Annotated in this window: 27 protein-coding genes; 7 read left to right on the top strand and 20 right to left on the bottom strand. The window is 62.1% G+C overall.

Features of this window, described 5'->3' with window-relative positions; translation table 11 throughout:
* Nucleotides 1-27 precede the first annotated feature (27 nt).
* The 5 genes from BB347_RS03720 to BB347_RS03700 form a co-directional block, all read right to left on the bottom strand.
* On the bottom strand, nt 28-522 hold the full coding sequence (locus tag BB347_RS03720; RefSeq protein WP_076578276.1) for a rubrerythrin: 495 nt from the start codon (nt 520-522) through the stop codon (nt 28-30).
* A 597-nt stretch (nt 523-1,119) separates the two neighbouring features.
* The gene (gene sufD / locus BB347_RS03715; RefSeq protein ID WP_076578278.1) at nt 1,120-2,340 is read right to left on the bottom strand and encodes a Fe-S cluster assembly protein SufD; all 1,221 of its coding nucleotides are present in this window, start codon (nt 2,338-2,340) and stop codon (nt 1,120-1,122) included.
* Nucleotide 2,341: 1 nt separating this feature from the next.
* On the bottom strand, nt 2,342-3,772 hold the full coding sequence (gene sufB / locus BB347_RS03710) for a Fe-S cluster assembly protein SufB (RefSeq protein ID WP_076578280.1): 1,431 nt from the start codon (nt 3,770-3,772) through the stop codon (nt 2,342-2,344).
* A gap of 61 nt (nt 3,773-3,833) precedes the next feature.
* Nucleotides 3,834-4,739: an ABC transporter ATP-binding protein gene (locus tag BB347_RS03705; RefSeq protein WP_076578282.1), complete on the bottom strand. Its 906-nt coding sequence runs from the start codon at nt 4,737-4,739 to the stop codon at nt 3,834-3,836.
* Between the two features lie 177 nt (nt 4,740-4,916).
* Nucleotides 4,917-7,637 (bottom strand): DNA-directed DNA polymerase, encoded by a 2,721-nt coding sequence (locus BB347_RS03700; protein ID WP_076578284.1) that lies wholly within the window; start codon nt 7,635-7,637, stop codon nt 4,917-4,919.
* A 135-nt stretch (nt 7,638-7,772) separates the two neighbouring features.
* Between BB347_RS03700 and BB347_RS03695 the strand changes: the two genes are divergently transcribed.
* From BB347_RS03695 to BB347_RS03685, 3 genes are all read left to right on the top strand, one after another.
* The gene (locus tag BB347_RS03695) at nt 7,773-7,958 is read left to right on the top strand and encodes a DUF7331 family protein (RefSeq protein ID WP_083687680.1); all 186 of its coding nucleotides are present in this window, start codon (nt 7,773-7,775) and stop codon (nt 7,956-7,958) included.
* A 61-nt stretch (nt 7,959-8,019) separates the two neighbouring features.
* A complete protein-coding gene (locus BB347_RS03690) occupies nt 8,020-8,601 on the top strand; it encodes a DUF7322 domain-containing protein (RefSeq protein ID WP_076578286.1) in 582 nt (193 codons plus the stop codon).
* 150 nt (nt 8,602-8,751) lie between these two features.
* Nucleotides 8,752-9,246, top strand: a complete 495-nt coding sequence (locus BB347_RS03685) for a DUF7346 family protein (RefSeq protein ID WP_076578288.1) — start codon at nt 8,752-8,754, stop codon at nt 9,244-9,246.
* A 32-nt stretch (nt 9,247-9,278) separates the two neighbouring features.
* Here BB347_RS03685 and rad50 read toward each other — a convergent pair whose 3' ends face one another.
* The 3 genes from rad50 to BB347_RS03670 form a co-directional block, all read right to left on the bottom strand.
* Nucleotides 9,279-12,062, bottom strand: coding sequence for a DNA double-strand break repair ATPase Rad50 (rad50, locus tag BB347_RS03680; RefSeq protein WP_076578289.1), 2,784 nt, complete (start codon nt 12,060-12,062; stop codon nt 9,279-9,281).
* Nucleotides 12,059-13,516, bottom strand: a complete 1,458-nt coding sequence (gene mre11 / locus BB347_RS03675; protein ID WP_076578291.1) for a DNA double-strand break repair protein Mre11 — start codon at nt 13,514-13,516, stop codon at nt 12,059-12,061. The genes rad50 and mre11 overlap by 4 nt, the downstream gene beginning before the upstream one ends.
* Before the next feature lie 819 nt (nt 13,517-14,335).
* On the bottom strand, nt 14,336-14,605 hold the full coding sequence (locus BB347_RS03670; RefSeq protein ID WP_076578294.1) for a MarR family transcriptional regulator: 270 nt from the start codon (nt 14,603-14,605) through the stop codon (nt 14,336-14,338).
* A 125-nt stretch (nt 14,606-14,730) separates the two neighbouring features.
* Between BB347_RS03670 and pan1 the strand changes: the two genes are divergently transcribed.
* On the top strand, nt 14,731-15,948 hold the full coding sequence (pan1, locus tag BB347_RS03665) for a proteasome-activating nucleotidase Pan1 (RefSeq protein ID WP_076578296.1): 1,218 nt from the start codon (nt 14,731-14,733) through the stop codon (nt 15,946-15,948).
* Nucleotides 15,949-16,120: 172 nt separating this feature from the next.
* Here pan1 and BB347_RS19205 read toward each other — a convergent pair whose 3' ends face one another.
* Nucleotides 16,121-16,258, bottom strand: coding sequence for a hypothetical protein (locus BB347_RS19205; protein ID WP_168170926.1), 138 nt, complete (start codon nt 16,256-16,258; stop codon nt 16,121-16,123).
* Nucleotides 16,259-16,350: 92 nt separating this feature from the next.
* Nucleotides 16,351-16,524 (bottom strand): DUF7556 family protein, encoded by a 174-nt coding sequence (locus tag BB347_RS19200; protein ID WP_168170925.1) that lies wholly within the window; start codon nt 16,522-16,524, stop codon nt 16,351-16,353.
* A 236-nt stretch (nt 16,525-16,760) separates the two neighbouring features.
* On the opposite strand from BB347_RS19200, the gene BB347_RS03660 reads away from it, so the two are divergent.
* The 3 genes from BB347_RS03660 to BB347_RS03650 all read left to right on the top strand — a co-directional run bounded on the left by BB347_RS03660 (nt 16,761) and on the right by BB347_RS03650 (nt 20,411).
* The gene (locus tag BB347_RS03660) at nt 16,761-17,312 is read left to right on the top strand and encodes a GMP synthase subunit A (RefSeq protein ID WP_076578298.1); all 552 of its coding nucleotides are present in this window, start codon (nt 16,761-16,763) and stop codon (nt 17,310-17,312) included.
* Nucleotides 17,313-17,520: 208 nt separating this feature from the next.
* Nucleotides 17,521-18,024, top strand: a complete 504-nt coding sequence (locus BB347_RS03655) for an LUD domain-containing protein (RefSeq protein WP_076580127.1) — start codon at nt 17,521-17,523, stop codon at nt 18,022-18,024.
* 5 nt (nt 18,025-18,029) lie between these two features.
* On the top strand, nt 18,030-20,411 hold the full coding sequence (locus BB347_RS03650; RefSeq protein ID WP_076578300.1) for an LUD domain-containing protein: 2,382 nt from the start codon (nt 18,030-18,032) through the stop codon (nt 20,409-20,411).
* A 75-nt stretch (nt 20,412-20,486) separates the two neighbouring features.
* Here the strand turns inward: BB347_RS03650 and BB347_RS03645 are convergent, their stop codons facing one another.
* From BB347_RS03645 to truD, 10 genes are all read right to left on the bottom strand, one after another.
* Nucleotides 20,487-20,741 (bottom strand): DUF3194 domain-containing protein, encoded by a 255-nt coding sequence (locus BB347_RS03645; protein WP_076578302.1) that lies wholly within the window; start codon nt 20,739-20,741, stop codon nt 20,487-20,489.
* Entirely contained in the window at nt 20,742-21,140 is a 399-nt protein-coding gene (locus tag BB347_RS03640; protein WP_076578304.1) for a prefoldin subunit beta, read from the bottom strand.
* Nucleotides 21,141-21,196: 56 nt separating this feature from the next.
* Nucleotides 21,197-21,745 carry a DUF2243 domain-containing protein gene (locus tag BB347_RS03635; protein WP_076578306.1) on the bottom strand — a complete coding sequence of 183 codons (549 nt, stop codon included), beginning with the start codon at nt 21,743-21,745 and terminating at the stop codon, nt 21,197-21,199.
* A gap of 65 nt (nt 21,746-21,810) precedes the next feature.
* The gene (locus BB347_RS03630; protein WP_076578308.1) at nt 21,811-22,065 is read right to left on the bottom strand and encodes a KEOPS complex subunit Pcc1; all 255 of its coding nucleotides are present in this window, start codon (nt 22,063-22,065) and stop codon (nt 21,811-21,813) included.
* A 9-nt stretch (nt 22,066-22,074) separates the two neighbouring features.
* Nucleotides 22,075-22,209, bottom strand: a complete 135-nt coding sequence (locus BB347_RS03625) for a DNA-directed RNA polymerase subunit P (protein WP_006091868.1) — start codon at nt 22,207-22,209, stop codon at nt 22,075-22,077.
* 15 nt (nt 22,210-22,224) lie between these two features.
* Nucleotides 22,225-22,488 (bottom strand): eL43 family ribosomal protein, encoded by a 264-nt coding sequence (locus BB347_RS03620; protein ID WP_076578310.1) that lies wholly within the window; start codon nt 22,486-22,488, stop codon nt 22,225-22,227.
* 42 nt (nt 22,489-22,530) lie between these two features.
* On the bottom strand, nt 22,531-22,740 hold the full coding sequence (locus BB347_RS03615; protein ID WP_076578312.1) for a hypothetical protein: 210 nt from the start codon (nt 22,738-22,740) through the stop codon (nt 22,531-22,533).
* A 114-nt stretch (nt 22,741-22,854) separates the two neighbouring features.
* A complete protein-coding gene (locus BB347_RS03610) occupies nt 22,855-23,610 on the bottom strand; it encodes a DUF2103 domain-containing protein (RefSeq protein ID WP_076578314.1) in 756 nt (251 codons plus the stop codon).
* Between the two features lie 71 nt (nt 23,611-23,681).
* Nucleotides 23,682-24,524 carry a 5'/3'-nucleotidase SurE gene (gene surE / locus BB347_RS03605; RefSeq protein WP_076578316.1) on the bottom strand — a complete coding sequence of 281 codons (843 nt, stop codon included), beginning with the start codon at nt 24,522-24,524 and terminating at the stop codon, nt 23,682-23,684.
* Between the two features lie 60 nt (nt 24,525-24,584).
* The gene (gene truD / locus BB347_RS03600) at nt 24,585-25,943 is read right to left on the bottom strand and encodes a tRNA pseudouridine(13) synthase TruD (RefSeq protein ID WP_076578318.1); all 1,359 of its coding nucleotides are present in this window, start codon (nt 25,941-25,943) and stop codon (nt 24,585-24,587) included.
* Between the last annotated feature and the right edge of the window lie 84 nt (nt 25,944-26,027).

Raw genomic sequence — 26,027 nt, 5'->3', positions numbered from 1 at the left:
TAGCCTCCGTTTGCTGACCCGTCCCGATCATGCTCTGTGCTCCATGATCTCGGTCACGTCCTCGACGCCCTGCTTTTCTTCCTCACGAATATCGTACAACGTCTCGAGGAGTCGGTCGCGATCGATCGCGTACTCGGCCTCGGAGGCTTCGATTGCATCGATGAGGTCGTCGTAGAACTTGTACGCCGTCTCCTCGTTCGCGAGTTGATCGTACAACAGACCGTCGGTGTCCTCCGGTGGCCCGTACTGAGCGTCGACCAAGGCGTTGATCTCCTCGTAACCCACCGTCTCGGCGTCGAGATCGTCGATCAATGCCTCGAGACGGTCCCGGTGGTCTGCAGACTCCGTGGCAGCGTCCTCGAGTAACTCTCGGATCTCGGCGTCGATTTCCTCTCGCTCGCTCGGCGGGAGCGAGTCGAGGTGGTGGGCGGCGCGTGACTCGACGACTTCTTCCAGCACGACTCCGATCTGAAGGAGTCGGGTAAGCTGGTGGTCGCTCGAGACGCGCTGTCCCAGACTCATACAACTGGATCTGGGCTACTGATACTTAACCGTCCCTACTCACGCACCTGTGCTCCTTCTCGGCTCGGTGGCTCGTCGATGAGAAAGCTACCACGTCGACATACCATCGATAGTAGCCACGAAGAGTCGTTGCACCCCCTTCTCGCCAGATAGCGACGGGGTCGGTGTCTGAACTGGGACAGTGTGGAGGGGAGTCGGTTCAGGCACCTGTCCCGACAGCAGGTATATGTGCGCACCTGAGAAAATACGGGTCAATATGATCGGAAATATCGTCGGCGGTGTCCTGCTGGTCGCGTTCGGATACACGGTCGTCCGATGGTATCGAAACGGTGACGCCCGACTCAACAGCGAGTGGTTCAATTAGCGGGTGATCGGTTGGTGGCGCTAACCCACGTTAACTCTCCGATCTCACTTCGGTCGATCCTCTGTTCGCGACGATCCAACGGACGTACGCCCGTCGACTCTCGAATTCCAAGCGTTCGCGTTCCACCTCGAGTGTGTCGACAGTCTCGACTGACAGTTCGATAGAGAGCGACGGCATAGTGGGGACTACTAGGGCGAGAGAGGGAGAGACAGAAACGAGAGAAAACGGTCGCGTTAGGCTCGCTGGCGGAGTCGCGCAGCGATCAGGTCGTCGAGATCCTCGCGCAGTTCGTCGACGGCGACTTCCTCGAGGACGGGGACGAAGAAGCCTTCGACGAGCATGTTTCGTGCGTCGCGCGGATCGACGCCGCGGGAGGTCATGTAGAAGAGGTCCTCCTCGTCGATCTGGCCGACCGTTGCGGAGTGGCTGGCCTCGGTGTCGTGGTTGTTGATGATCAGCTTCGGCGAGGCGTCGGCCTCGCTCTCGTCGCTGAGCATCAGGGTGTTTTCACGCTGGTAGGAACTCGTGTCCCACGCGCTTCGGCCAACGTCCTGGACGCCCTCGTAGACCGAACGGGCGACGTCGTCGGTGACGCCGCGAGTGACGAGGTCGGCCGTCGTGTGCTCGGCGCGGTGCCAGACCTTCGCGTCGAGGTCGAAGTGCTGGTCGTTGTGGCCGTAGAACGCGCCGACGATCTGGCTCTCGGAACTGTCGCCGTTGAGTTCCGTGGAGACCTCGGTCTTCGTTAGCTGCGTACCGAAGTTAGCTTCGATCCAGTCGATCGTCGCGTACGTGCCCGCGTCGCCGCGTTTGAGCGTGAAGTTGTAGGCTTCCTCCGAGAGGTTCTGGAGGCTGCCGTACTGGACGTTGCTGTTCTCGCCCGCAATGACTTCGACGATGCCGCTGTAGTACTGCTCGTCTTGCTCTTCGCCCGTCGACTGTCGTTCGAGGATCGTCACCGAGGACGATTTCTCGGTGACGACGAGCGTGTAGTTGAACAGCGAGCGGGAGTTCTGCTCGGTCCGGATCTTCACGTCCTCGGCGTCGACTCCTTCGGGGACGTAGATGACCGTTCCGGTGCTAAACAGCGCCGTCGACAGTGCCGTCAGGTAGTTCTCCTGGGGATCGACGATGCTGCCGAAGTGTTCCTGGATGAGTTCCTCGTGTTCTTCTACGGCGTCAGCCCACGACAACACGTCGACCTCGTCCGGGCCGACCTGATCCTTGTTCTCCGCCGCGTTCAGCGGATCGACGAGCGACTCGTAGTCGAGTCCGTGAAGGTTCGTCCAGTCGCGACCCGGCGTTCGGATCACGTCTGGCATGTCGAGGTCCTCGAGCGCGTCGAGGGCCTCGAGACGGGTCTCGAGGAGCCACTCGGGTTCCTCGAGGTCGCCCGAGATCTGGCGTACCTGTTCTTCCGTCAGATTGGCGTGTACCTGTGTTCCTGCGCTCATGTTATCCGAGGCTCCCTTCCATCTCGAGTTCGATCAGGCGATTCAGTTCGACCGCGTACTCGATCGGCAGTTCTTCCGTGATCGGCTCGATGAAGCCGGCGACGATCATCTTCTTGGCGTCGTCGTCGTCCAGCCCGCGGCTCTGGAGGTAGAAGACGTCCTCGTCGCCGATCTTGCCGACGGTTGCCTCGTGGGCGACGTCGACCTTCGACTCCTCGATTTCCATGTACGGCATGGTGTCCGATGTCGATTCGTTGTCGAACATCAGCGCGTCACACTCGACGGCAGTGCTCGAGTTCTCGGCACCGTCGGCGATGTGGACGAGGCCGCGGTAGTTCGTGCGGCCGCCGTCTTTGGAGATCGACTTGGATTCGATGGTCGAACTCGTCTCGGGTGCGTTGTGGTAGACCTTCGCGCCGGTGTCGATGTCTTGGCCCTCGCCTGCGAAGGCGATGGTGATGTGGGTGTCCGTCGCGCCGCGACCCTTGAGGATCGTACACGGGTAGAGCATGGTCGCCTTCGAGCCCATCGAGCCCGAGACCCACTCCATCGTCCCGTTCGATTCGACGATGGCGCGCTTGGTGTTCAGGTTGAACGTGTTCTTCGACCAGTTTTGGACGGTCGAGTACTGAACGTGAGCGTCGTCTTCGACGAAGACCTCGACACACCCCGAGTGGAGGTTGTGCGAGCCGTACTTCGGTGCGGAACAGCCCTCGATGTAGTGGACTTCCGAGCCCTCCTCGGCGACGATGAGCGTGTGCTCGAACTGGCCCATCCCTTCCGAGTTCATGCGGAAGTAGGCCTGGACTGGCATCTCAACGGTGACGTCTTCGGGGACGTAGACGAACGAGCCGCCGGACCAGACGGCACCGTGGAGTGCGGCGAACTTGTTGTCGCTCGGGGGCACACAGGTCGTCATGAAGTACTCTTTGACGAGTTCTGGGTGCTCCTGAACCGCCTTGTCCATGTTCATGAAGACGACGCCCTTCTCCTCCCACTGGTCTTGCATGTTCTGGTAGACGACCTCGGACTCGTACTGGGCACCGACGCCCGAGAGGGCGTTCTTCTCGGCTTCCGGAATGCCCAGTTTGTCGAACGTGTCCTTGATTTCGTCGGGGAGTTCCGTCCAGTCGTCGACGCCTTCTCGCTTGTCGACGTCCGGGCGGATGTAGGGGACGATCTCTTCGATGTCCAGTTCGGTCAGGTCCGGCTGACCGGGCCAGTCCGTCGGCATCGGCATGTTCTGGTACTGCTGGAGCGCACGAAGACGCCGCTCGAGCATCCAGTCCGGTTCGTCTTTGTCTTCGCTGATCAATCGAACGACCTCTTCGGTGAGGCCTTTGTCAGATTTGACGGCCGAGCGTTCTTCTTTCTTGAACTCGAAGCGCGCCTCGGTGTCTGTCTCTTTGAGGTGGTCTTGTTCGGAACTCATAATGTGATTGTGTATATGGTTACGGCTGTAGGGTTATTACCGTTGTTCTAGTCGAATACGGTTACGCGGTGCCGTAGACTTCTTCGCGGACCCAATCGTATCCCTTGTCCTCGAGTTCTTCGGCAAGCTCTGGACCGCCGCTCTTGGCGATCTGTCCGTCGATCATCACGTGGACGTGATCTGGCTCGACGTAGTCGAGGATTCGCTGGTAGTGGGTGATCTGGAGCACACCGGTGCCCTGCTCGTCACGAAGCGCGTTGATGCCGTTCGAGACGTCCTGAAGACGGTCGATGTCGAGCCCGGAGTCGATCTCGTCGAGGACGGCAACCGATGGCTCGAGGATGGCCGCCTGCAGCACTTCGTTTTGCTTCTTTTCGCCGCCGGAGAAGCCGGCGTTGAGGTAGCGCTGTGCGAAGCGCTCGTCCATGTCGAGTTGCTCCATCTTCTCCTGAAGGATCTGCTGGAACTCGGCGACGCCGACGTCGCCATCGTCCGCTGGGCCCTCCATCGGCGAGGTTTCGAAGCCTTCGTCCTCCGCTTCTTCTTCGCCGTCTTCTTCTTCGAAGAGCTCTTCTCGCTCTTCGATCTTGGCGTTGAGCGCCGTTCGAAGGAAGTTCGTCATCGTGACGCCTTCGATCTCGGCTGGGTACTGGAACGCGAGGAAGATGCCGAGTGCGGCGCGCTCGTTTGGCTCGAGGTCGAGGAGGTTCCAGGTGCGCTGGTCCTCGTCGATCTCGATGTCGTCGCCGAACTCGTCGTCCTCGAGGTGGACGAGCACCTCACCGTCGGTGACCTCGTAGGCCGGGTGACCGGCGATGACCTTCGCAGTCGTCGACTTCCCCGAGCCGTTTGGCCCCATCAGGGCGTGAATTTCGCCCGACTCGACCTCGAGGTCAACGCCCTCGAGAATCTTCTCGTCGCCGTCCGCTACTTCTGCGTGCAGGTTGCGTAGTTCGAGACGTGCCATAGTACTCTGTCGTCTGAACGGTGGGTCGTCTGCCTGATAACGGTTTCGTATCCAATTGGATACGGTCTCAGATCGAAAAAATAATTTTCCGAAACAAGAATCAGAGGCGGCACCGACGAACCGTTCTCTCAGGTCGACGCCGGCCGGCAGAATACCCAGTTTGGCACAGCCTGAGAGCTACATGAAATTGCCGAGGCCTGTCTGCTCCTGGCCGCTTTTGACTTCGTTCCACGAAACGCCGAGTGCTTCGAGAATCCGGGATATCGGCCCCTTCAGCGTCTTCTCGAGCATCGTATCGTAGTCGACTTCGAACTCCTCGGGAATCTGGTCGTCGTACTCGAAGCAGATCACGTCGGGATCGCGCTTGAACGCGCCGTAGAGCGGATCCGTCCGCGCGTCGAAGCCCTCTTCGGCCTCGAGTCGTTCGAAGAACGACGGATCGATTCGCTCGAGGTAGAGGCGCTTTGGCTTGCTGCCACGTTGGAAGTTCGTGCCAAGCAAGAGATTCGCGTACTTCGCGCCGCGAACCTGTGCCGTGTCCGTATCGTAGTTGTTCAGTCGCTTCCCGATCCCGCCGGGGATCGCGATTTCCTCGAGCGAGATGTCGCCCGTTCGGACGTCTTCGATGACGCCGTTGACGTACTCCTTTGCGCCCTCGACGTCGCCCTCTTTGACGACCATCTCGATGACCTTGTGCTGGACTTCTTTCGTGATCGGCGCGATGTCCGAGCGTTGATACTCGAAGCCGACGATGTCGATCGTGTCGACATCTTTGCCCTCTTTCCAGGTGATGTGGCCGGCGTATCGTTTCTTCTTGCCAGCCTGGAAGAAGCGCCGATAGAGCTTCTCGAACTCGATCTGGAAGCGGTGTTCCTCGGCGTTTAGATCCTCGCGCGCGAAGTCGTCGTAGCGGCCGTTGATGTACTCCTCGATCTCGAAGGATTGCTCGAGTGCCTCGTCTTTTGGCACGTCGGGTCCGAGTTCGAGCATAACCGAGTCGGTGTCGCCGTAGGCGACCGTGTAATCCAGTTCGTTCGCTGCCGTCTCGGTGAACTCGATCACTTCCCGACCCGTCGCGGTGATCGCGGATGCGGCTTCCTTGTCGTAGAGGCGGAACTGCTCCCAGCCCGAAACGCCGTAGAGCGAGTTCATGATGACCTTCACCGCCCCCTGTTGGCGGTCGTACTGCTCGTATTCGGGCGTCCCGGGTTCGTGCTCGTTTCGCAGCGACTTCTTCTCCTCGCGCTCGGCGAGGAGTTCGGTGATCATCGTCCGGTTCACGCCGTCGGGTTCCTTCCGAAAGTGGGTCCCTGTCGGCGCCTCGTAGGTCTCGCCGTCGTACGCCTCGGGGTCGACTCTCGTCTCCGGGCTGGCGTTGATCGTCGTCATGCACATCGGATACAGCGACTTCAGGTCGAGGACGGTGACGTTCTCCTTGACGCCCGTAATCGGCTCGAAGACGGCCCCGCCCTCGTACTCCTCCCCGGCCTCCTGTTGGCCCTTCGAGGGAAGCGCGAACTCGCCGTAGGCCTGGTGGAGGACGTACATGTCGACCGCATCGCCGGGCGTCGGGGCGTCCTCTAGCTTGCAACCGACGAAGGCTCGCACCTCGTCCCAAAACGGGATGATACTCTGTTGGCGGTCGAGTTCGACGCAGAGTTCGACGTCCCGAAGGTTGTACTCGAGGAGTTTCGTCGGATCGTTCTCCCAGAGGTCGCCGATGTCGCCCGCGTATCGTTCCTTTCCGACGCCTAACTCCGACTCGCCGACGGCGTCGAGTCGGTAGGAATCGAGTTCGGAGAACACCATTCGCTGGTAGCCATACAGCAGGTCGAAGACGACTCTGCCCTTGATGTCGGGGCCACCCCAGTTGCTCCGCCAGACCTCGTCGACTCGAGAGAGGCGGTCGATCTCGAGGTCGTAGTCGTGGTGGGGTCCCTGTAGTTCCTCGAGTCGGTCGAGGAAGTACGGCGCGTCGAAGTCCTCGAAGTTCCAGCCCGTCATGATATCCGGATCCGTCTCCCGAACGTAGTCGACGAACGCCTCGAGCATGGCCTCCTCCTCGCCGAAGGCGCGAATCTCGTGTTCGATCTCGCCTTCGATCGGGTCGTACTCCTCGAGTTCGTCGGGGATCTCGCCGTCACCGTCATCGGCCCCACAGATCCACATCACGTACTCGTCGCGGTACGAGTCGTGGCTCGTGAGACAGACGATTTTCTCTTCGCCATCTTCGGGGAAGCCGTGTCGATCCTCGACCTCGATGTCGAACATCAGGACGCGGGGGTCGGCATCTACGTCGGCGGCGTCGACCTCCTCGTGGTGGACGACGATGGAGTCGTCTTCGGCACGTCGTGTCGGCACGCGGATGCCGCTTTGAACGTCCTTGTCGATCAAAAACCGGTTCGGAAAGAGGATGTCGGCCTCGAAGTGATCGAAGTCGTCACGAATCTGACCGACGTCACGGGGCGTCTGGCCGAAAATCTTCGTCAGGTTCTCGCCACGGATACTCTCGTAGGAGTCGCCGTTCTCGTCTTCCGTCTCGCTCCCGGTGAGTCGGTCGTACTGTTCTTCGGGCGGCCCCTCGAGTGAGTCCGTCGGCGCGTAGAAGTACGGCTGGAAGCCGACGACTTGCACGTGCTCGAGGGTGCCATCGGGCGTGCGGCCGAAGACGTGCATGATCGGCCGTTCTTCGTCGCCGTAACCCGCGACGGTGTAGTCGACTTGCATCACGGCAAGCTCGAGTGTGCCCTGTGCGTCTGGGAGCGTCTCCGCTTCGACGTCGATGACGTCGATAGCGCCCGTCCCGCCGTTTCCTGCGACGGCGGCCGCCTCTTCGTCCGGTCGCTCGGCGGACTCGTCAGAAAATGCATCGAGTCCGGCCTGGCCCGCCTCAGTCATGGTATCGGGGTTGGGAGCGGCCAGATAAAAACCCCCACACTTCGACCGATGGATTCGTTCCTCGATCCACCTCACCGGGAAGCTTTTGCAGGTGGAACAAGACATATAATGTGGTAACACATAGCATAGTAACAGGTGATCGAAGTGTCCACTGACGTAACCGACGACACGACGGATCGAGGCGAGTCGAGTAGTGACCTCGCGGGCACCGAAACGATCGAATCCTACGAGACGGACGACGGCGTTGTCTTCTACGACGCCGAAAATCCGCTCGCGTGGGTGGAGACCTCCCACTCACTCATGCTCTCCGAACTCGCCTAACGCGAGGAGTGAGTGCGACCAACGCGAACGGTTTTTATTGCGTCTGCGCCTCTATTCGAGTGTGGCACCTGATCGGTCCGAAGACGAGCCAGAGGAGTACGATCCGGAAGCGGAGTTTCGAGACCCGGATTCGGACTCGCTGACGATTCCGGAGGTGTCGACGGAACGCGCGGGTTCGACACTCCGGTCGGACTTGCAGTCGGAGATCGAAGACGACGTCACCGAAACGCCGGACGCGTCGTTCGACGAGGTGGACGTCGATAGCGACCTGCTGACAGACTTCTGGGCGCTGGTACTCATCATCAACGTCGTCGTCTTCGCGTACGCGCTCGCGGCTCTGTTCTTGGTCTTCGAGGGCGAAACGGAGTACGCGACGTACCTATTCGCTGGCGGACTCGTGCTCACCGGGTTCGGAATACACCGGTACCGAGCGTTCAAAAACAGAGACGACTCGGCTGAAACGGCCGCCGAGAACGCAGACGAAACCTCGTCGGAAACCGAACCGGCCGATAGCCCCGGGTCCGACGCCGACGAAATCACTGATGCTGACGACGCCAACGACACCAACGATGCTGACGACGCCAACGACGCCGACGATACTGACGACGGTAGTAACCCCGACGACACGACCGACGATTCCTAACTCACCGTGTGGTATAGCGGTTCCCTTGTTTCGTAACTCAGCACCCACAAGGGGTTCCCCATCAGTCGCTGTCGACCACCCAGTGTGTGGAGGCGAAACTACTTCATGAGTGGTCACCCAACGACTATTACCGGACGTTCACGACCGAACATGAAATCCGTCCAAGATGACACCGGCAAACGGTACCTGCTTCTCAAACGGTCCGAACACGCGAGTCTGGTCCGTGACCCAGAGAACGGCAACGAATGCTACGTTCAGAACGATCGCCTCGAAGACCTCGAGGACGAACTACCACTCGAGACGGCCACACGAGGTATCAGCGAGCCGGTTCGAGTGCTCCTGACGTCGGTTCACGACGAAGCGACGCTCGGACTCCTCATCGAACTCGAGGAGCGAGGACCGCTTGGCGTTCGAACACTCCTCGATGCGTACGAATTCTGCGAAAGCGACTTACACGGGCGACTCACCGTGTTGACGGCGGCAAACCTGCTCGAAGAAACCGACGTTGCTGGCGAGCGCGGCTACCGGGTGACCGACCTGTGTACACGCGCACTCGAGGTCGTTCACGTCGACGAAGACGAATGTGACACGAACCTCGACGTCTCGGGAACGACTTCGGGCGAACAGGGAGAAAGCGAGTCTTAGAGACCCATTTTGGGACGCACCAACCCGCACACTCAATCGGAGACGAGCAGATCGATCTCCGGCGGTCGCCCTCGCTCGAGTCGCGAGCGATTCGAGGTGGCGTCTTTGCGAACTCGGACGAGCGAGTCGGCGGCTCCGACGAGTTCCTCGTCGTGACTGACGACGACGATCTGTTCGACGCCGTGTTCACGCATGGATTCGACCAGCGAGACGAGTTGGGTGATGTGCCCCGAATCCAAGAACACCGTCGGTTCGTCGAGGATGAGTGGCGGCATCGGCGCGGCCCCCTCGACGCCTTCGGCGAGCAGGCGATAGATCGCACACCGGAGGCTGAGGTTGAACAGCGCGCGTTCTCCGCCCGAGAGCTGTTCGGGCTCGAGCGCTTCGCCGTCTTTCTGGTAGACGGTCAGTCGGTACTCGCCGTCGAGGTCGATGCCGGCGTAGGAGTCGTTCTGATAGACCAGTTCGAACGTCTCGTTGAGGAGTCGATCGAGCGTTTCGACGTTGTGCTGGCGGAGTTCCGCTCGAAGGTCCGCGTACGTCGCTTGTAGCGTCTCAGCTTCGTCGTAGAGCGACTGGAGTCGCTCACAGCGCGCTTCGACGGCCTTGACTCGGTCGCGAAGCTCCTCGAGTTCCTCGAGTTCGCGTTCGACGGCACCGATCTCGTTTTGGACCTCGGTGCGCGCTTCCCGGAGGTCCTCGAGTTTCGCGTCGACTTTCTCGAGGTAGTCTTCCGCGTCTCGTTTGTCCTGTCGTGCTGTTTCGACTCGCTCGTCGTCGAACTCGGACTCGAGGTCGCGCTTTCGCTCGCGTTTTCCAGAGAGCGTCTCGCGGCGCTCGTCGTTCATCGTCTGCCAATCGTCGCGGCGTTCGCGCAGCGTTTCGATACCGGAGGCGAGTTCCGACCGTTCGGTCTCGACGTCGACGACGCGTGACAGGCGCTCGAGCATCTCCCTGATCTCGCTTCGTTCGCCGTTGATCTCGCCAAGATCGCCTCGAAGCGAGTCGACCGATTCCTCGAGTTCGTCGGCTCGCTCGCGTTTGTCCTCGGCGTCCGCCTCGTACTCCTCGGCGTCCGCCCGCAGTTGCTCGCGTTGCTCGCGGCGATCGGAAATCGTCTCGCGTTTTTCCTCGAGTAACCGCGCGATGTTGTCACGGTTTTCCTCGAGTCGATCGACTTGCCGTTCGGCTTCTCGCAGGGATTCGACGCGCTCGATGCGCTCGTCGAGCGCTTCGCGCTCGGTTTCTCTCTCCTCGAGCGTCTCTCGTCGCTCCGCGAGTTCGTCTCGTTTCTCCGACAGCACGTCGACGTGGGGCGAGTCCTCGACGGACTGGCCACACTCCGGACACTTGCCCTCCTCGAGCAGCGTCTCTCCCTCTTCGATCGCGTTTTCGATGGTCCGAATGTCGGCGGTGATGTCACCGATCTTGTCGGTCAGGTCCTCGCGGTCGGCTTCGAGTGCCTCGAGTGCGGCCTCCGCGTCGCCGAGCGCGATCGACAGACCGTCACTATCGCTCACCGACTGGGGCGGCGTCGCCGTCTCCGGCTCCGAAAATCGCTCGCGCTCGGTCTCGATTTTCCCGTCCAATTCGTCGAGTTTCTCCTCGCGTTCCTCGATAGCATCCTTGTCCGTCTCGAGTTTCGACGCGAGATCCTCGGCGTCTTCGCGTGCCGTCTCGGCTTGCGACTCGAGATCGGATGCGTCGTCGCGGAGTCGCTCGATATCGCTGTTCGTCTCCGTAATTTCGACGCGAACGTCCTCGAGATCGTCTCGAAGTTCGTCGTCGCGATCCTCGAGTGTCTCCGTCCGGGATTCGACGGCCTCGAGGGTACTACCGTCGGCGTCCTCGGTGTCGTCGCCATCGTCGCCGTCGTCGCTGTTGACGTTTCGATCGACGTCGAGGTCGACGTCCGAGAGGAGGGCCTCGCGTTCGTCGTCGAGTTCCTCGCGGCGGTCGGACTTCTCGCGAATCTCCTCGTGTGCGTCCTCGCGTTGACGTTCGGTCTCGGATATTTTCGAACGGAAGTCGTCGATCTCTTCGTCGAGTTCCTCGATCTCTTCGCGGGTCTCCGCGTGGCGTTCGAGGACGTCGTTCGCCGTTTCGAACGTCTCCCGCGCCTGCTCGCGTTGCGTTTCGTAGTTGTCGAGTTCTTTCGTAAGTTCCGCGTTTCGAGACTCGAGGGCGTTTAACCGGTCGTGGAGATCACCGTCTTCCTTTTCTTCGACTTGCTGACGCACGTTCTCGAGCACCTCGCGTTGTCCGTCGAGGACCGTCTTGACGCCGAGTCGGGCGTCACTCGCTCGTTCGCGATACTCCTCGAGTGCACCGAGTTGGAGCAGGTCGTCGATCATGTCCTGTCGGTCACTCGGCGAAGCGTGGATGAGTTTGTTCACCTCGCCCTGACGGACGTACGCGCAGTTAACGAACGCCTCGGCGTCCATCCGCAGGAGCGTCGTGACCTCCCGGCGAACGTCTCGAGCGCCCTCGATTGACTCGGTCGGCGTCTCGAGGACGCATTTGGTCGTCGTCGCCCGGTCTCCTCTGAGTTTGAGGTGACGTTCGACGTGATACGCCCGGCCGTCGTGGGTGAACCAGAGTTCGATTTCGGATTCCTCCTCGCCGGTCGTGATCACGTCGTCGAGGGTTCGATCGGCCAGGGCTTTCGAGCCGTACAGTGCGAAGAACACGCCCTCGAGCAGCGTCGACTTGCCGCTGCCGTTGACCCCGTGGACGACCGTGACGCCGCGGTCTAACTCGAGGTCGGCGTCGCCGTAACACTTGAAGTTCAATAGGCGGATTCGGTCGACTTTCACGCGAAATCACCCAGCGAGGTGGTGTCGCCGTCTCCAGAACCGTCGGTCGTGCTCTCGGTCGAGTCGGCACTCGATTCGCGTGTTTCCCCGGCGTGAGCCCCGTTCTCTGTTTCGTCGGAGTCGTCGGAGTCGTCTGAGTCGTTGGTTTCATCGGTTTCTCCGGTTTCCTCGAGGTCGCCGGTTTTGGGGGCTGTCTCGAGTCCCCCGTCCTCGACGGGAGTGGATGCACTCGAGGCGGATTCGTCAGTTCCGGCGGGTTCGGCCGTTGCTGGTGTTCCCGCGAGTTGGTCGGCGACGGTCGTCACGTCCTCGTCGTCGGGGCTTCGCTCCGGAGCGGGATCGAAGGCCGACGCATCGTCCTCGAGCAACTCGCGGACGCGGCGTTCGACGCTTTCGCGGACGTTCGAGTCCACCAGGTCGTCGTTTCGAACCGTTTCGTCGATGCTTCGTGCAGCGTCGCTCAATCCGAGGTCTCGGACGCGCTCGCGAACGGCAGCGTCCGGATCGGCGAAACTCACTGAAACCGCCTCGTCTTCTTCGGGCAGGTCGCGTCGGTCGTTGAGCCGAGCGACGAGTGCCCCTCGTTCGATAGCCGCTTCCTCGATCGTCGCGGGTGTAACTGGTTTGCCATCGCCCTCGAGCGTGACGATGACGACGGCGTCTTCGAGGTCGTGTTGGCGGACGCGTTCTTGCACCCGCTCGACCCCCTCGCCTTCCTCGAGGTCGACGTCGACGAAGACGAACTCGCGAGTGTCGGTCAGTCCGCGTCGGCTGATCGTGATCGAGTCGTCGAAATCGACGAGGTTGTAGCCGCGGTCCTCGCGTTCGCTCGCGCTCGCGCGCTCGGTCGACCCGCAGTAGGTGACCCACGCGTCGGCGACTTCTGCCGTATCGGGTTTGTGGTTGTCGCCGAGGAGCACGGCGTCGAACTCGACGGACGAGGTCTCGAGGACGTGTTCCGTATCCCAGTTCGCGTGCGCGAAGGGTTCGAACAGGCCGTGGCTGACGAGGGTCGCGTGGTCGGCCTCGGCGGGAACAGGGGCGAAGTCGTACTCGAGGTCGTCGCGACGGGATTCGGGGACGAAGTCCAGTCCGTAGACGGCGACGTTGTCGATCACCTGCGGATCGCGTCCGAGGCGGGTCGCGAGACCGAGATCCGCGAAGAGGTCGAGCCACTGTGCGTCGCGTTTGGACTCGTGGTTGCCGACGACGGCGAGAAAGGGGATATCGGCGTCGGCGAGCGTGCGGAGGATTTCGACGGTTCCCTGGAGGTCGAGGAGGCTCGGTCGACGGTCGTGAAAGAGGTCTCCGGCGTGGACCACTGCGTCGACGTCGTCGTCGATCGCGTCGTCGACGACGGATCGAAAGCCCTCGAGAAAGTCCTGGCGGCGCTCGGGCGCGTTGTACTGTTGGTACCCGATGTGGGTGTCGCCCGTATGAATCACCCGTGTCATTGGCTATTCGTTTGCAGGCCCGCCCTAAAGGGATTCCGCGACCGAACTGAAAGTGAAGCGAACCGTCCGCGGCGATTTTTCCGTGTTTCTCGAGTGATTGCCGCCGTTCTCGATTTCCGAGTTACCGCTCTCACGTCCGGGTAATCTAGACGCGGAGCACGTCCCGCACACGGGGCACGCTCCACACCTGACACACCTGGAGCACGACCCACGTACAGAGCACGTCCCGCGTACAGAGCACGTCCTCGAAACGTCGGTCACAGCGTCTCACTCACCACGTGGCGCGCGCGGAGTCGCGGTGAGCGCAGCGAGAGGCGAGCGAAGCGAGACTCTCGAACGGCGAACGGTGACTGAAGGGAACCGTGAGCCGAGAGCGAAACGCGACTCCGCGCGCGAGGGGCGAGTGAAGGAGCAACGCGACTGAGCGAGTCGGCTGGGGAGGACGTGGAAATCCCCGTGCCCACGGTAGCAAAACGCTCGTCCGTGTTTTCCTGCCCCCGAGGATAACTGTGGGCTCGAGGAGGAGGCGAGCGCGGTCTCGATGAGGAGGCAAGCGCGGTCTAGATGAGGAGACGAGTGAGTGAACGATGGAGCTACTGCGCTCGAACCAGTACGCTGCCCGCACGCGGTGTCGCGCCTCGTCGTCACGTTCGTTCTGGCGGACTACAGCACGCGCAACCCCGTCAACAAATTCGGCGGCTCAAAGGCGGATTCATCGATACGTGAAGCGCGTTCTCGGCGAAGAACGGAAGAAATCGACGGAGAATTTCGAAACGTGACGCGGCGTCCGTCCAATCGTCCGACCGTTCAACCGTCCACTCAGGCTTCGATGTCGAGACTGTACAGTCGCTTTCGGGCGTCCGAGAACGAAAATCTCGAGTCGATCACGTGCTCGTCCTCGAGTCGGTTTAGCGCGTATCGGACCGTTCGCGAGGGCAACAGCGTCTCGTCGGCAATTTGTTGTTGGGTCATCGTCTCGTTGTACTCGAGAACTTTGGCGACGAGTTTGGCACTTGGTGGCAGGTCCCGCACGTCGTCCCAGGATCCACGCGATTCTGCGTCCTGCCGGAACGCTTCTGATGCACTCATTACTACACCCATTCCGGATACGGGGTGATAATATTTTCTGTTTCAAATAATGCACCATAGTTATACATCACCGGTCAGTGCATCTACCCGAAGCCTCTTATGAGCCAACACCTAAAGGACGGGTGATGAGCGACACTGTGGACGACGTCGACCTCCCATACGACGAGGACGAGGCGTCCCAACAGGAGAAGATCACGGCACTCGAGGACCGGCTCGAGATCCTCGAGGCGCAAAACGAGGAGATGCGTGACAAGCTCCTCGATGCCAACGCCGAGAACAACAAGTACCAGCAGAAACTCGAGCGGTTGACCCACGAGAACAAGAAACTCAAGCAGTCCCCGCTGTTCGTCGCCACGATCCAGGAGATCACGAACGAAGGCGTCATCATCAAACAACACGGGAACAACCAGGAAGCGCTGACCGAGGTTACCGACGAGATGCGCGAGGAACTCGAACCGGACGCTCGCGTGGCCGTCAACAACTCACTCTCTATCGTCAAATCCCTCTCGAACGAGACCGACGTCCGCGCTCGCGTCATGGAAGTCACCGAAAGTCCCGAAGTGAGCTACGAGGACATCGGCGGCCTCGAAGAACAGATGCAAGAAGTTCGCGAGACCGTCGAAATGCCCCTCGAGAACCCCGATATGTTCGACGACGTCGGGATCGACCCCCCGAGTGGCGTCTTGCTCTACGGACCCCCCGGGACGGGGAAGACGATGCTCGCCAAAGCCGTCGCCAATCAGACCGACGCCACCTTCATCAAGATGGCCGGCTCCGAGCTCGTCCACAAGTTTATCGGCGAGGGTGCCAAGCTCGTCCGCGACCTGTTCAAAGTCGCCCGTGAGCACCAGCCCGCGCTGATCTTCATCGACGAAATCGACGCCATCGCTGCCAAGCGAACGGAGTCGAAGACGTCGGGAGACGCCGAAGTCCAGCGGACGATGATGCAACTCCTCAGCGAGATGGACGGCTTCGAGGACCGCGGTGACATCCGTATCATCGCCGCCACGAACCGCTTCGACATGCTCGACCGCGCCATCCTTCGACCCGGGCGCTTCGACCGACTCATCGAGGTCCCCAAGCCGAACGAGGAGGGTCGCGAGATCATCTTCAAGATCCACACGCGCGGGATGAACGTCTCCGACGACGTCGACTTCGAAGAACTCGCCACAGAAGCGGCCGAAGCATCTGGTGCAGACGTCAAAGCGATCTGTACGGAAGCCGGGATGTTCGCGATTCGCGACGATCGAACCGAAATCCGGATGGCAGACTTCTACAACGCCTGGGACAAGGTCCAGGCCGACTCCGACTCGAGCGAACAGGTCTCGAAGACGTTCGCCTAAGCATCGAACGCGACTCTATCCTGATTGCAGCCGATTTTCGCGAGAGCAGATCCCATTCGGGTGAAAGCGACTGAGAGGCTCGAGTACGGACACTCCCGTTGCCGTCACCAGTAACGAAAGCGGCGTCTACGCGGAATTTTGGCGGTGAAAACGGGGGAGAGGCGTCCGGACGTTACAGTGCCGCGAAGACCAACCACGGGACGATGAACAGGGCGACGGTCAACACGGCGAGGATAATCGCGTAGCCAATGCCTGTTCCGGCCGCGGTGAGCCACGACGGATGCTTGAATTCATCGAGATCGACTGCCATACAATAATCGTCCGCCGTTGGAAGTATAAACGTACCGATAGCAGGGATCGTCGAGACCCCCTGATTCGGGCCTTCGCGTCCTCGAGGGGGCGTTATCGCCACGATTCGAGCGACGCGACGTCGTACTCGGGCATCGAGAGCCACGTATTGTCCTGCGCGATGTCGGCGATAACGAGGTGCGTTTCGCCCTCGATTTCGTCGATTGCGGCGACGACGTCACCGTCGGAATTCAACCCCTCACCGACCGGTTCGGTCTCGAGTGTCATAGCTGAAGATTGTTTTTAGTATGTATGAATGTTTTGATATCGACGGGAACTGTAGTCAATGATGTTGTGATGTCCCGATATACCGTTACAAACAAATCTTTAGCGGGAGAGTAGTGGACAAAGTGGATGTTGTATTCGTATCGGTGGTGAGGTGGGCATTCGCCGATCGGAGCGCTCGCTCGACTCGAGGAGTCGTTCCGGACTGCTTTTACCGAGTGACTGGCTAGACGCCAGCAATGACGAAGATCGTCGTGGTGGACAATCACGGACAGTTCACCCACCTCGAGCGTCGAGCGCTTCGCGACCTCGGCGTCGAAACGGAGTTGATCGACAACGAAACACCACCCGAGGACATCGACGCCGACGGCGTCGTGCTCTCTGGCGGCCCAGACATGGATCGCATCGGCAACTCGCCGGCGTATCTCGAGGGAGACGCACCGGTGCTTGGCATCTGTCTCGGCATGCAACTCATCGCCGAGGAACTCGGCGGCCGCGTCGACAGCGGCGAGTACGGCGGCTACGCAGACGTGAACGTCGAAATCGTCAGCAACGACGATCCGTTGATCGGTTCGCTCGCACCCGAAACCCGCGTCTGGGCGAGTCACGCCGACGAGGTCGTCGAGTTGCCCGACGGGTTCGACCTGACCGCACGAAGCGACGTCTGCGATGTCGAAGCGATGTGCGATACGGATCGCGATCTCTACGGCGTTCAGTGGCACCCTGAGGTCGCCCACACCGAAGAGGGCGAGGAAGTATTCGAGAACTTTCTCGAAATCTGTCGACAGTAAGCGTTTGTAGTCGGAACCGCAGCGTCCGCTCGGGTACTCGCAACGACGGCATACAGTCGCGTTTTTTCGACCGTCCTCACACCAGCTATCGCCACGGAGTGTTCACGACTGTGTTCGGTGACCCCAGATGCCAGTCTCTCTCTCTTGTCGCGTCACTCGATGGGGCCGACCGTCACGCTCTTGTCCGTCGGTTCGAATGCGATAGATGATGACAACCGACACGGTCGGCCGATTCGAACGGTCGCTCGTCGACCTCGAGGTCGGCGTCGAACGCGCCTCGGCCGCCGACGCGAGCGAGCGAATCGACTCGATGCTCGACGACCCCGCCGTCGGCGTTCCCCTCCCCTTCGAGGACGTCGCTCAGCCCGAATCGGTGGACACGAACCCGACTGGAGACGATCTCGCGGAAGCGCGAACAGGCGTTACACCCGCGACGTTCGCGATCGCAACGTACGGCACCGTCGCAATCGAATCCAGACCCGACGGCGACGAACCGGTGAGTCTCTACCCCGACCGCCACGTCGCGGTCGTCGCGGCCAGCGACGTGGTCGACGACATCGGGGCCGGCTTCGAGCGCCTCGAGTCGGCGTTCGCCGCGGGCAACAGCATCGTCTTCGCAACGGGTCGAAGCGCGACGGCGGACATGGGTTCGCTCGTCCACGGCGTCCACGGACCCGGCTCGGTCGACGTACTCGTCCTCGAGGATCGGTGAGTTCGATGGCAGAACGCACCCAACCCCCCCGGAGCCGCGACGAGAAGGCGGCCCACATTCGCCACCTCCTCGAGACCGAAGGTGAAGCGGTTCACGCCCAGTCGAGTTCCTCGAACGCGCGGCGCTACGACGTCTACGAGGAAACGCCGACGCTCGAGGACCGCCGGAGCGAGGCTCGAGCGATTAAAGAAGACGCCATCGACCGACTGCCCTCGTTGATCGAGACGGTCCGCGAGGCGGTCGAGGCCAACGGCGGAACGGTCTACGTCGCTGACGACGCCGCGGACGCGAACGCCTACGTCGCCGACGTAGTCGACCACAATAGCGGTGGATCGAACGCGAAATCGGACGCGAGTGCGACGAACGTGAGCGCGACTCGAGCAAACGACGCTGCACCGACGGTCGTCAAGTCGAAGTCGATGACGACCGAGGAGATCGACCTCAACGACGCGCTCGAGACAGCGGGAGTGGAGGTCCACGAGACCGACCTCGGCGAGTGGGTCTTGCAGGTCGCCGACGACACACCCTCACACATCGTCGGGCCGGCGATGCACTTCACACGCGAGGAAATCACCGAGTTGATCACCGAGCGATTCGATCCGGACGAGTCGGTCGAGACGGCCGAAGAACTCACCCGCTTCGCTCGAGACTATCTCGGTGAGCGCATCCGTGAGGCCGACGTCGGCGTGACGGGGGCGAACTTCGTCGTCGCGGAAACCGGGACGATGGCCCTCGTCACGAACGAGGGCAACGCGCGCAAGTGCGCGGTCACTCCCGATACCCACGTGGCCATCGCGGGTGTCGAGAAGTTGATCCCCACCGTTTCCGACCTCGAGCCCTTCGTCGACATCATTGCCAAGAGCGCGACGGGCCAGCCGATTTCTCAGTACGTGACCATGTTGTCGCCGCCGACCGAGTCTCCGACGCTCGCGTTCGAGTCGGACGAACCGATCTCGAGTACCCGATCGACCGACGAATCGGAAGAGCCGAACGCGAACCCGGACCGAGACTTCCACCTCGTCTTGCTCGACAACGGGCGCATGGAAATGCGCGAGGACGAACAGCTTCGAGAGACGCTCTATTGCATCCGCTGTGGTGCCTGCTCGAACTCGTGTTCGAACTTCCAGGCCGTCGGCGGCCACGGCTTCGGCGGTGAAACCTACTCCGGCGGGATTGCGACCGGCTGGGAGGCCGGCGTGCACGGCCAGGACTCCGCAGCCGAGTTCAACGACCTCTGTACGGGCTGTACGCGCTGCGTCGACGCTTGCCCGGTGAAGATCGATATCCCGTGGATCAACACCGTCGTCAGGGATCGAATCAATCGCGACGAAGAACCCCCAGCCTACGACTCGCTCGTCGATGGGCTCACGCCGGACGCCGAGGGAGGTGGGCTGAACCTCGGGAAGCGATTTTTCGGAAACATCGCAACGGCCGCCAGACTCAGCTCCGCAACGGCGCCAATCTCGAATTGGATCGCCGATACCCCACCCGCCCGCGCGCTGCTCGAGCGAACGCTCGGGATCGATCGTCGCCGGGATCTCCCGACCTTCCAGCGAGAGTCCCTCGTCGAGTGGTTCGAGGCTCGAGGGGGAATCGAGGCCTCGAGACGCCGGGCAAACGAGGCACAGGAGCGAGGCGGAACGGCAGACGTGGAGCGCGAAGCCGTCCTCTACGCCGACGTCTACACGAACTACGTCGACACGGAGCGCGGCAAAGCGGCCGTCAGGACGCTCGAGACACTCGGCGTTCCGGTCCGCGTTCCTGACCTACCCGAAAGCGGGCGCGCCCCGCTCTCTCAGGGAATGGTCGCGACGGCGGATCGACAGGCGAGTCGCTTCTACGGTGCCATCGCGGAGGACCTCGATGCCGGTCGCGACCTCGTCGTCGTCGAGCCCTCCGATCTGGCCGCGTTCCACCGCGAGTACGAGCGGTTCCTCCCGGAAGCGTCGTTCGAACGGGTCCGTGACAACAGCTACGAGGTCTGTGAGTACGTCTACGGACTGCTCGAGAACGGAGCCGATCCGTCCCTGCTCGAGACGGGTGCGGAAGCTGCGGTCGGTGACGGGACCGCCGCCGGCGAACCGATCGCCTACCACGCTCACTGCCAGCAGCGAACGCTCGACCTCGAGGGGCCGACGCTCGCCGTGCTCGAGCGCTGTGGCTACGAGCCGACCACCTCGAGCGTCGAGTGCTGTGGAATGGCTGGTTCCTTCGGGTACAAACGCGAGTACTACGAGTTGAGTATGACCGTTGGCGACCGACTGGCCAGTGAGGTCGAGTCGGCGGAGACGGTGGTCGCCTCGGGTACCTCCTGTGGCGACCAACTCGAGTCGCTACTCGAGCGCTCGGTTCCGCATCCGATCGAGTTACTGGCCCCACGGCGGTGAGTCGAGCGAGCACGGGCTGGCGGTTCGCTCGAGTCACTGCTGATTGCTCGCCGTGTGAAAGAAAACGGAAGACGGTTACTCGCCGAATAGGTCGTCGACGGCATCCCGTGCGGCGAGTGCCGCATCGTCTGCGACCGTTTCGGGGTTGGGTGTCTCCTCGCCGTCGGGGGCGTTGAGGTAGACGTCGACCTCGAGCATGCCGTCGTCGAACGAGGCGGTCACGTCGAGGTCTCGAACGTCCGATTGTTTGTACTGCGTGAAGACGTAGCCCTCCGCAGCGTCGGAGGCCGTCTGAACGACCTCCTCGTCGGTCGGATCCTCACTCGACATTTATGCGCCGCCAGCGCCGGGTCCGCCTGGGCCTGCTGGGCCGCCCATCGCACCGCCGCCGCCGAGGAGGTCTTCGAGTTCGTCCTGCAGACCCTCGAATTGGTCCTGGACGCGTTCTTCTTGCTTTTCGAGAGTCTCGAGTCGGATCTCGAGGGAGTCGACCTTGTCCTCGAGTTCGTCTTCGGCGGTGTCGTACTCCGTCTCGACGAGGAGTTCACCGACCTTGCGGTACATGGCGGTGTCGTCGTCGATGTTCTCGAGTTCCTCGAGGGCGTTTTCGGCCTCGGTGAGGTTCGATTCGGCTTCCTGTTTCTGGACGGCGACGGTCTGTGCCGTCTCCTGAAGGTCCTGAAGCTGTTCGATTTTCTCCTGTGCTTCCGGTGGGAGATTGCCTTGCATATCTCGTTGGTCGCCCTCCGCACTGATAAAGCCAAGCTTTGCGTTCGATGAGCGAATCAGCCCGTGTCACCGGAATCATCCCGAATCGCACGGTTTTGGGGTGCTGGAACCGTCGTCGTATCGGTCTGGACGAGGCGGTACCCCACGGCGAGGAACACGAGCCCCCAGAGGAGGAACGCGAGGTCCCACAGGAGCACGGGACCGGGACCGTCGGGCCAGACGTGGTGGACCCCGAGGAGGTGGTGGTTCACGATTCCCTCGAGGAGATTAAACAGCCCCCAGCCCATCAACCACGAACCGAAGAGCGTTCGCCCTGACGGGGGGACGCCAGGCTGTTTCCATGCCCTGAGTAGCAGGGCGACGCCGATGGCCGTGAGTATCCACGCGACGGCGTGGAAGAGCCCATCCGCTTGCATATTGAGTTCCATGTCACCGGCGATGTTCGGATCCGGATGCGAGGACAACAGGTGGTGCCACTGCAGAATTTGGTGAAAAACGAGGCCGTCGAAGAAGCCACCGAGGCCGAGGCCGAGTGCGACACCGGCCAACACGAGGGGCTTGAATCGACGCGGTAGGCCGAGCCACGTCTCCGCGCGGTTGGACATACGACACGTTCGACGTTCTCGGAAAAGTCACCGGTGCCAGCCGTTGCAGGCGTCTACGGCCGGCCTCAGGCGTCCTCGGCGATAGCCGCCGTCCGTTCGGCCACGTCGATCAGCGTAAACCAGGTGTTGAGGGCCGCTCTGAGTGCGATTACGTCAGCGGCGTCGATCCGAACTTCGACGACCCGTCCGTCTCGAGCGATGGTCGTCTGCGAGCGCTCGTCGTCGATTTCGCCGATCTCTCGGCTGACGCTCTTGGCGATGATCGAGGCGTGAGCCGGAGACTCGTAGTCGAACTCGAGGATCGCCTCGTGAGAAGACACGTGCGGTCGTTAGTTGACGCCGACTTCCTTGACGTCGCGGCTGCGCTCTTTGAGGAGCACGCGGTGGCCGCAGTACGGACAGCGGACGCCACCGTACTCGTCGATCTGGACGTCGCGTTTACAGCGGGAGCACTTGTAGCTCATACAGTTGGAGAGAGGTTATTCGCTGTCTTCGGCGAGTGCCGCGCGGATCGAGCGCGTGACGGTTCGGCCGGCGGGGGTCTCCGGACGGTAGGCACCGCCGGTGAAGACTTCGCCGGTCTCTTCGTTCTTCCAGATGCCGGTTCCGACGCGCGTGACGTCGTCGCCGTCGACCTGAGCGTTGTTCATGTCGTCTTCGATATCACTGACGCGGCGTCGGGCGACACGACCGTAGCGTGCACCAAAGCGGCCTGCACTCCCGACAATTCCGTTATCGGCCATAGTAGCCCTACCTACCGCCAGCGGATTCTTAAACCTGTTGAGTTACCGCGACTCGTCCGCCGCCCGGGCGACCGGGCCGGAGAGCAGTTCTCGGACGATGAACGCGAACGCGGCCACGAATCCGAGCGGGGTCAACGGCGCGGCGAGCAACCCCGTTCCGATGCCCGTCACTGCGATACTCGTTCGGAGGGCGAGACCGCTAAACGCGAGCAACGGAATCGCGGCGAGCACGACGTCCGGTCGCTCGAGCATGGCTAATTATATCTCATTACCGCCGGTCGGAAAAGGGCCTGACAACCAGCAGGCGCTGTCACTTCCATCGACTCGAGACAATTGTTGCCCGAAGGTTGTCGACGGTCGTCCGCGTCACTGAAACTCCGTTTCCGAGAGGACGTCGTTCAGGTCGGCGCGGATCTGCTCGCCCATCGTTCGGTCCGACGCTGTCGTGACGACGCGGTTTTCCTGGACACTCGAGCCGTCACGCAAGAGCATTCGCACGTTGCCGCCGTCGTCGGCCCGAGTAACCTTCGCCCGAAGTCCCGACTGCGAGCCCTTTCCGCCGGCGTCGATGGGGCCCGGAATGACCTTCTTGACGTGCGGGTGGTCCGCGACGGTGTGGATCGCTCGCATACCCGTTCGGCCGCCGATGAGCGTCGTATGGCTGCCGCCGATTTTCTCTGCTGGCGGCGTTTCGACGACGTCGAGTGCGGGTTCCCCGCGGCGCTCGAGGACGGCCTCGACGGGGTCGTCGTCCGCGACGCGGTAGAACGAGTGGTGGACGTCCTCGCGGACGGCGCGAACGACCGAGCGCTCGCCGCCGGCGTAGACCTCCGCTGGTCGCTTTCGGCGAATCTCGTCGCCGATCCGACCCGCGAAGTTCCGGAGTTCGACGGGTTCGTTCTCGCCTTCTTCGGGTGTCGTCGTAATCGTCGTCTTCCCGAGGACGAGATCGTCGTCCCGTCCGGTCGCCGCAGGTGCCTCGTCGTCCTCGGCGGCGAGCATCGTCAGCGTCGCTCGCTCGCGGCCCGCCTCGAGGACGATCGCCTCGGTGTTGGATTCCCGACAGACCAGACAGAAGTCGCCGGGTTTCTCGAGAGGCGAGGCGCAGTGGCGACACTCCATACTGGCGATTCGAGCGACTGGCGTAAAACGGCCGTGTTTTCCAGTTCGAGCGCTGTGGCCTCGAGGTCGGATTACAGCATCCGCTCGAGGATGCGTCGAACGTCGCTCGTCTCCACGACCTCGTAGGGGACGCGCATCGGTGAGACGGAAACCGACCCCTCGAGCAACGCGTGGCGGTCCGTATCCTCGGGGTCCGGAATGTCGCGATTCGCCATCTGCTGCCAGAGTCGGTTGGTCAACTGGAAGCCGCCGTCCTCGAGCGCCGCGTCCATCTCGTAGATTTCGGTCGGTCGGGTGAGTTCGACGCCGTTCTCCTCGACTCCGGGCCGGGGGACGTTGACGTTCAAGTAGTCGATTCGATCGAACAGGCCAGTACCGGGCACGCCGGTCGCGAGCGCCGCTGCAATTTCGCCCGCCCGGTCGAAGTCCGCGGGCTCGAGGTCGCGTTCGATACCCAGCGTGTCCATCGAGATGGCAATCGAGGGGGTGTCGAGGTACGCGGCCTCCATCGCGGCGCTGACGGTTCCCGAGCGCGAGAAGACGTATGCACCGAGGTTCGCTCCAGAGTTACACCCGGACACGACGAGGTCGGGTTCGGGCTCTACGGCGTTGACGCCGACGATGGCGCAGTCACAGGGCGTCCCGCGCACGGCGTACCCGAGTTCGTGCTCGGCGTGGGGCACCGGCGAGGTGAACATGCCGTCGGCCATGCTGGTCGTCAGGTCGTCTTCCTCGGCCTCGGCGCTCGTGCGTCCGTAGGACAGTGAGCGACCGACGGCGCTCTGGTTTCGATCGGGGGCGATGACGGTCACCGAGGCGACCGCCGCGAGGGCGTCGTGGAGTGCGCGGATCCCCGGCGCGTCGATCCCGTCGTCGTTCGTCAAGAGAATCTCCGGTTCGTCGTCTCCCTCCATATCACCCGTCTTCGAGGCGGGGGAGGATACGAGTACCTATTCTCAGCAGGAAGTCTGTCCTCAGCCGAGGTCGACGGGGTCGACCTTCAGGTACTCTCGCAACACGACCGTCGCGTACGATCCCTTCGGTAGCGCGAACGAGAGCGTCAACGGATCGGTCTCGAGGCGCAGACCGGTCCGAACGAGCATCGCTCGCCGCGTCCCCGTCGAGTGGAATTCGCCGGGGAGATCGAAGTCGGCGGGTTCGAGGTCGAGATCCTCGAGCACGCGGCGTTCGATCTCACCCTGTTCGCCGTCGGCCAGTTCCGTCTCGGTTCCGACGAGGGGCGCGGTGACGAACGCCCGCCCGCGTTCACAGTGGCGCGTAACCGAGCGCACACGTCGCTCGTCGACGCGCTGGAGTCGGTCGGTGTCGGGCAACTCGAGACCGGCAGGCGCGTCAGTGTCGGCGAAACAGACCACGTCGCCTTCGACGGGGCGGTCGAAGGGAAGCCCGCGCTCGAGGCGCTCGCTGAGCATCAGGTTGAACGCGTAGGACTGAGCGGCGTGGACGAACAGCCGCTGGAGATTCGAGGGAAGGCGCTCGAGTGTCGCCCTGAAGTCCTCCGGACCCGGCTCTCCGTCACACTCCGCGAGGCCGTGCAAGAGCGAGCGTTCGTACCGGAGCCGGTTGGGAAACCGCTCGAGGGCTTCCTGCCAGTCTTCGCTCTCCTGGACGAACTCGCGTGCGGCCTGCGTCGATTCGGGTTCGGCGTCCGTCGGGTTCCCGAGGTAGGCCATCACCGCCCCCTTCCAGCTCCCGCGGACGATCTCGAGGCCGACCTCGTGCGTCACTGGCCGCCGGCTCCCGAAGCGTTGCTGGCCGAAGAAGTTGGGGACGGCGACGGAAGTCGTCTCTTCGTCCGCACTATCGCCGTCCTCGAGCCCACCGAACTCGTGCAACTCGCTCGAGATTTCGGTCGCAGTCTCCGGCCGACTCGGCTCGCTGACTACGAGTTCGAACTCGTTTCCCGCGAGGTCACCGAACTCGAGGGAGCGTCCCGCACGTCCGAGTACCTCGACATCCGCGCCGTCGACGTCCGGCAGGTCCGCGGGATCGGCCCCGTAGACCGAAAACAGCTGCGTAGTGACCGCGTACTTGTCCTTCGTCCCGGCCCAGTTGACCCGCTCGCGAGAGATGCCGAGTGCATTCGAGAGCCGCGACGCGAAGTCGTTCGTATCCCAGCCCGACAGCGTCACGCGAAAGACGAGATGCGGGTAGGCGTCCGTGGACGCGTCGACGGGTTGGGTCTCGAATCGCTCGAGTTCGCGCACGCGAAAGTGTTCGTCGTCCTCACGAAGGCGGCCGCCGACGCCGTCGGCGTCGCTGACGTAGAGGTCCATGCCGACGGCCTGCTCCGTAGGGTGTGCCGGGCGCATAGCTAAGTATCGTCGCTTTGGCCGCGAGGGATAAATCGGTTCGTTCTCGAGCCGGTCGGATCGCGCGCAGGTTAGACGAGCGCG

Source organism: Natronorubrum daqingense, assembly GCF_001971705.1.
In the GTDB taxonomy this organism is placed as follows: domain Archaea; phylum Halobacteriota; class Halobacteria; order Halobacteriales; family Natrialbaceae; genus Natronorubrum; species Natronorubrum daqingense.
This window is presented reverse-complemented; position numbering and strand designations above follow the sequence as displayed.

Bases quoted from the DNA above. Each gene is read 5' to 3' on its own strand.
- BB347_RS03720 (WP_076578276.1), bottom strand. From the start codon at position 522: ATGAGTCTGGGACAGCGCGTCTCGAGCGACCACCAGCTTACCCGACTC.
- sufD (WP_076578278.1), bottom strand. From the start codon at position 2,340: ATGAGCGCAGGAACACAGGTACACGCCAATCTGACGGAAGAACAGGTA.
- sufB (WP_076578280.1), bottom strand. From the start codon at position 3,772: ATGAGTTCCGAACAAGACCACCTCAAAGAGACAGACACCGAGGCGCGC.
- BB347_RS03705 (WP_076578282.1), bottom strand. From the start codon at position 4,739: ATGGCACGTCTCGAACTACGCAACCTGCACGCAGAAGTAGCGGACGGC.
- BB347_RS03700 (WP_076578284.1), bottom strand. From the start codon at position 7,637: ATGACTGAGGCGGGCCAGGCCGGACTCGATGCATTTTCTGACGAGTCC.
- BB347_RS03685 (WP_076578288.1), top strand. From the start codon at position 8,752: ATGAAATCCGTCCAAGATGACACCGGCAAACGGTACCTGCTTCTCAAA.
- mre11 (WP_076578291.1), bottom strand. From the start codon at position 13,516: ATGACACGGGTGATTCATACGGGCGACACCCACATCGGGTACCAACAG.
- BB347_RS03670 (WP_076578294.1), bottom strand. From the start codon at position 14,605: ATGAGTGCATCAGAAGCGTTCCGGCAGGACGCAGAATCGCGTGGATCC.
- pan1 (WP_076578296.1), top strand. From the start codon at position 14,731: ATGAGCGACACTGTGGACGACGTCGACCTCCCATACGACGAGGACGAG.
- BB347_RS19205 (WP_168170926.1), bottom strand. From the start codon at position 16,258: ATGGCAGTCGATCTCGATGAATTCAAGCATCCGTCGTGGCTCACCGCG.
- BB347_RS19200 (WP_168170925.1), bottom strand. From the start codon at position 16,524: ATGACACTCGAGACCGAACCGGTCGGTGAGGGGTTGAATTCCGACGGT.
- BB347_RS03660 (WP_076578298.1), top strand. From the start codon at position 16,761: ATGACGAAGATCGTCGTGGTGGACAATCACGGACAGTTCACCCACCTC.
- BB347_RS03655 (WP_076580127.1), top strand. From the start codon at position 17,521: ATGACAACCGACACGGTCGGCCGATTCGAACGGTCGCTCGTCGACCTC.
- BB347_RS03650 (WP_076578300.1), top strand. From the start codon at position 18,030: ATGGCAGAACGCACCCAACCCCCCCGGAGCCGCGACGAGAAGGCGGCC.
- BB347_RS03645 (WP_076578302.1), bottom strand. From the start codon at position 20,741: ATGTCGAGTGAGGATCCGACCGACGAGGAGGTCGTTCAGACGGCCTCC.
- BB347_RS03640 (WP_076578304.1), bottom strand. From the start codon at position 21,140: ATGCAAGGCAATCTCCCACCGGAAGCACAGGAGAAAATCGAACAGCTT.
- BB347_RS03635 (WP_076578306.1), bottom strand. From the start codon at position 21,745: ATGTCCAACCGCGCGGAGACGTGGCTCGGCCTACCGCGTCGATTCAAG.
- BB347_RS03625 (WP_006091868.1), bottom strand. From the start codon at position 22,209: ATGAGCTACAAGTGCTCCCGCTGTAAACGCGACGTCCAGATCGACGAG.
- BB347_RS03620 (WP_076578310.1), bottom strand. From the start codon at position 22,488: ATGGCCGATAACGGAATTGTCGGGAGTGCAGGCCGCTTTGGTGCACGC.
- BB347_RS03615 (WP_076578312.1), bottom strand. From the start codon at position 22,740: ATGCTCGAGCGACCGGACGTCGTGCTCGCCGCGATTCCGTTGCTCGCG.
- BB347_RS03610 (WP_076578314.1), bottom strand. From the start codon at position 23,610: ATGGAGTGTCGCCACTGCGCCTCGCCTCTCGAGAAACCCGGCGACTTC.
- surE (WP_076578316.1), bottom strand. From the start codon at position 24,524: ATGGAGGGAGACGACGAACCGGAGATTCTCTTGACGAACGACGACGGG.
- truD (WP_076578318.1), bottom strand. From the start codon at position 25,943: ATGCGCCCGGCACACCCTACGGAGCAGGCCGTCGGCATGGACCTCTAC.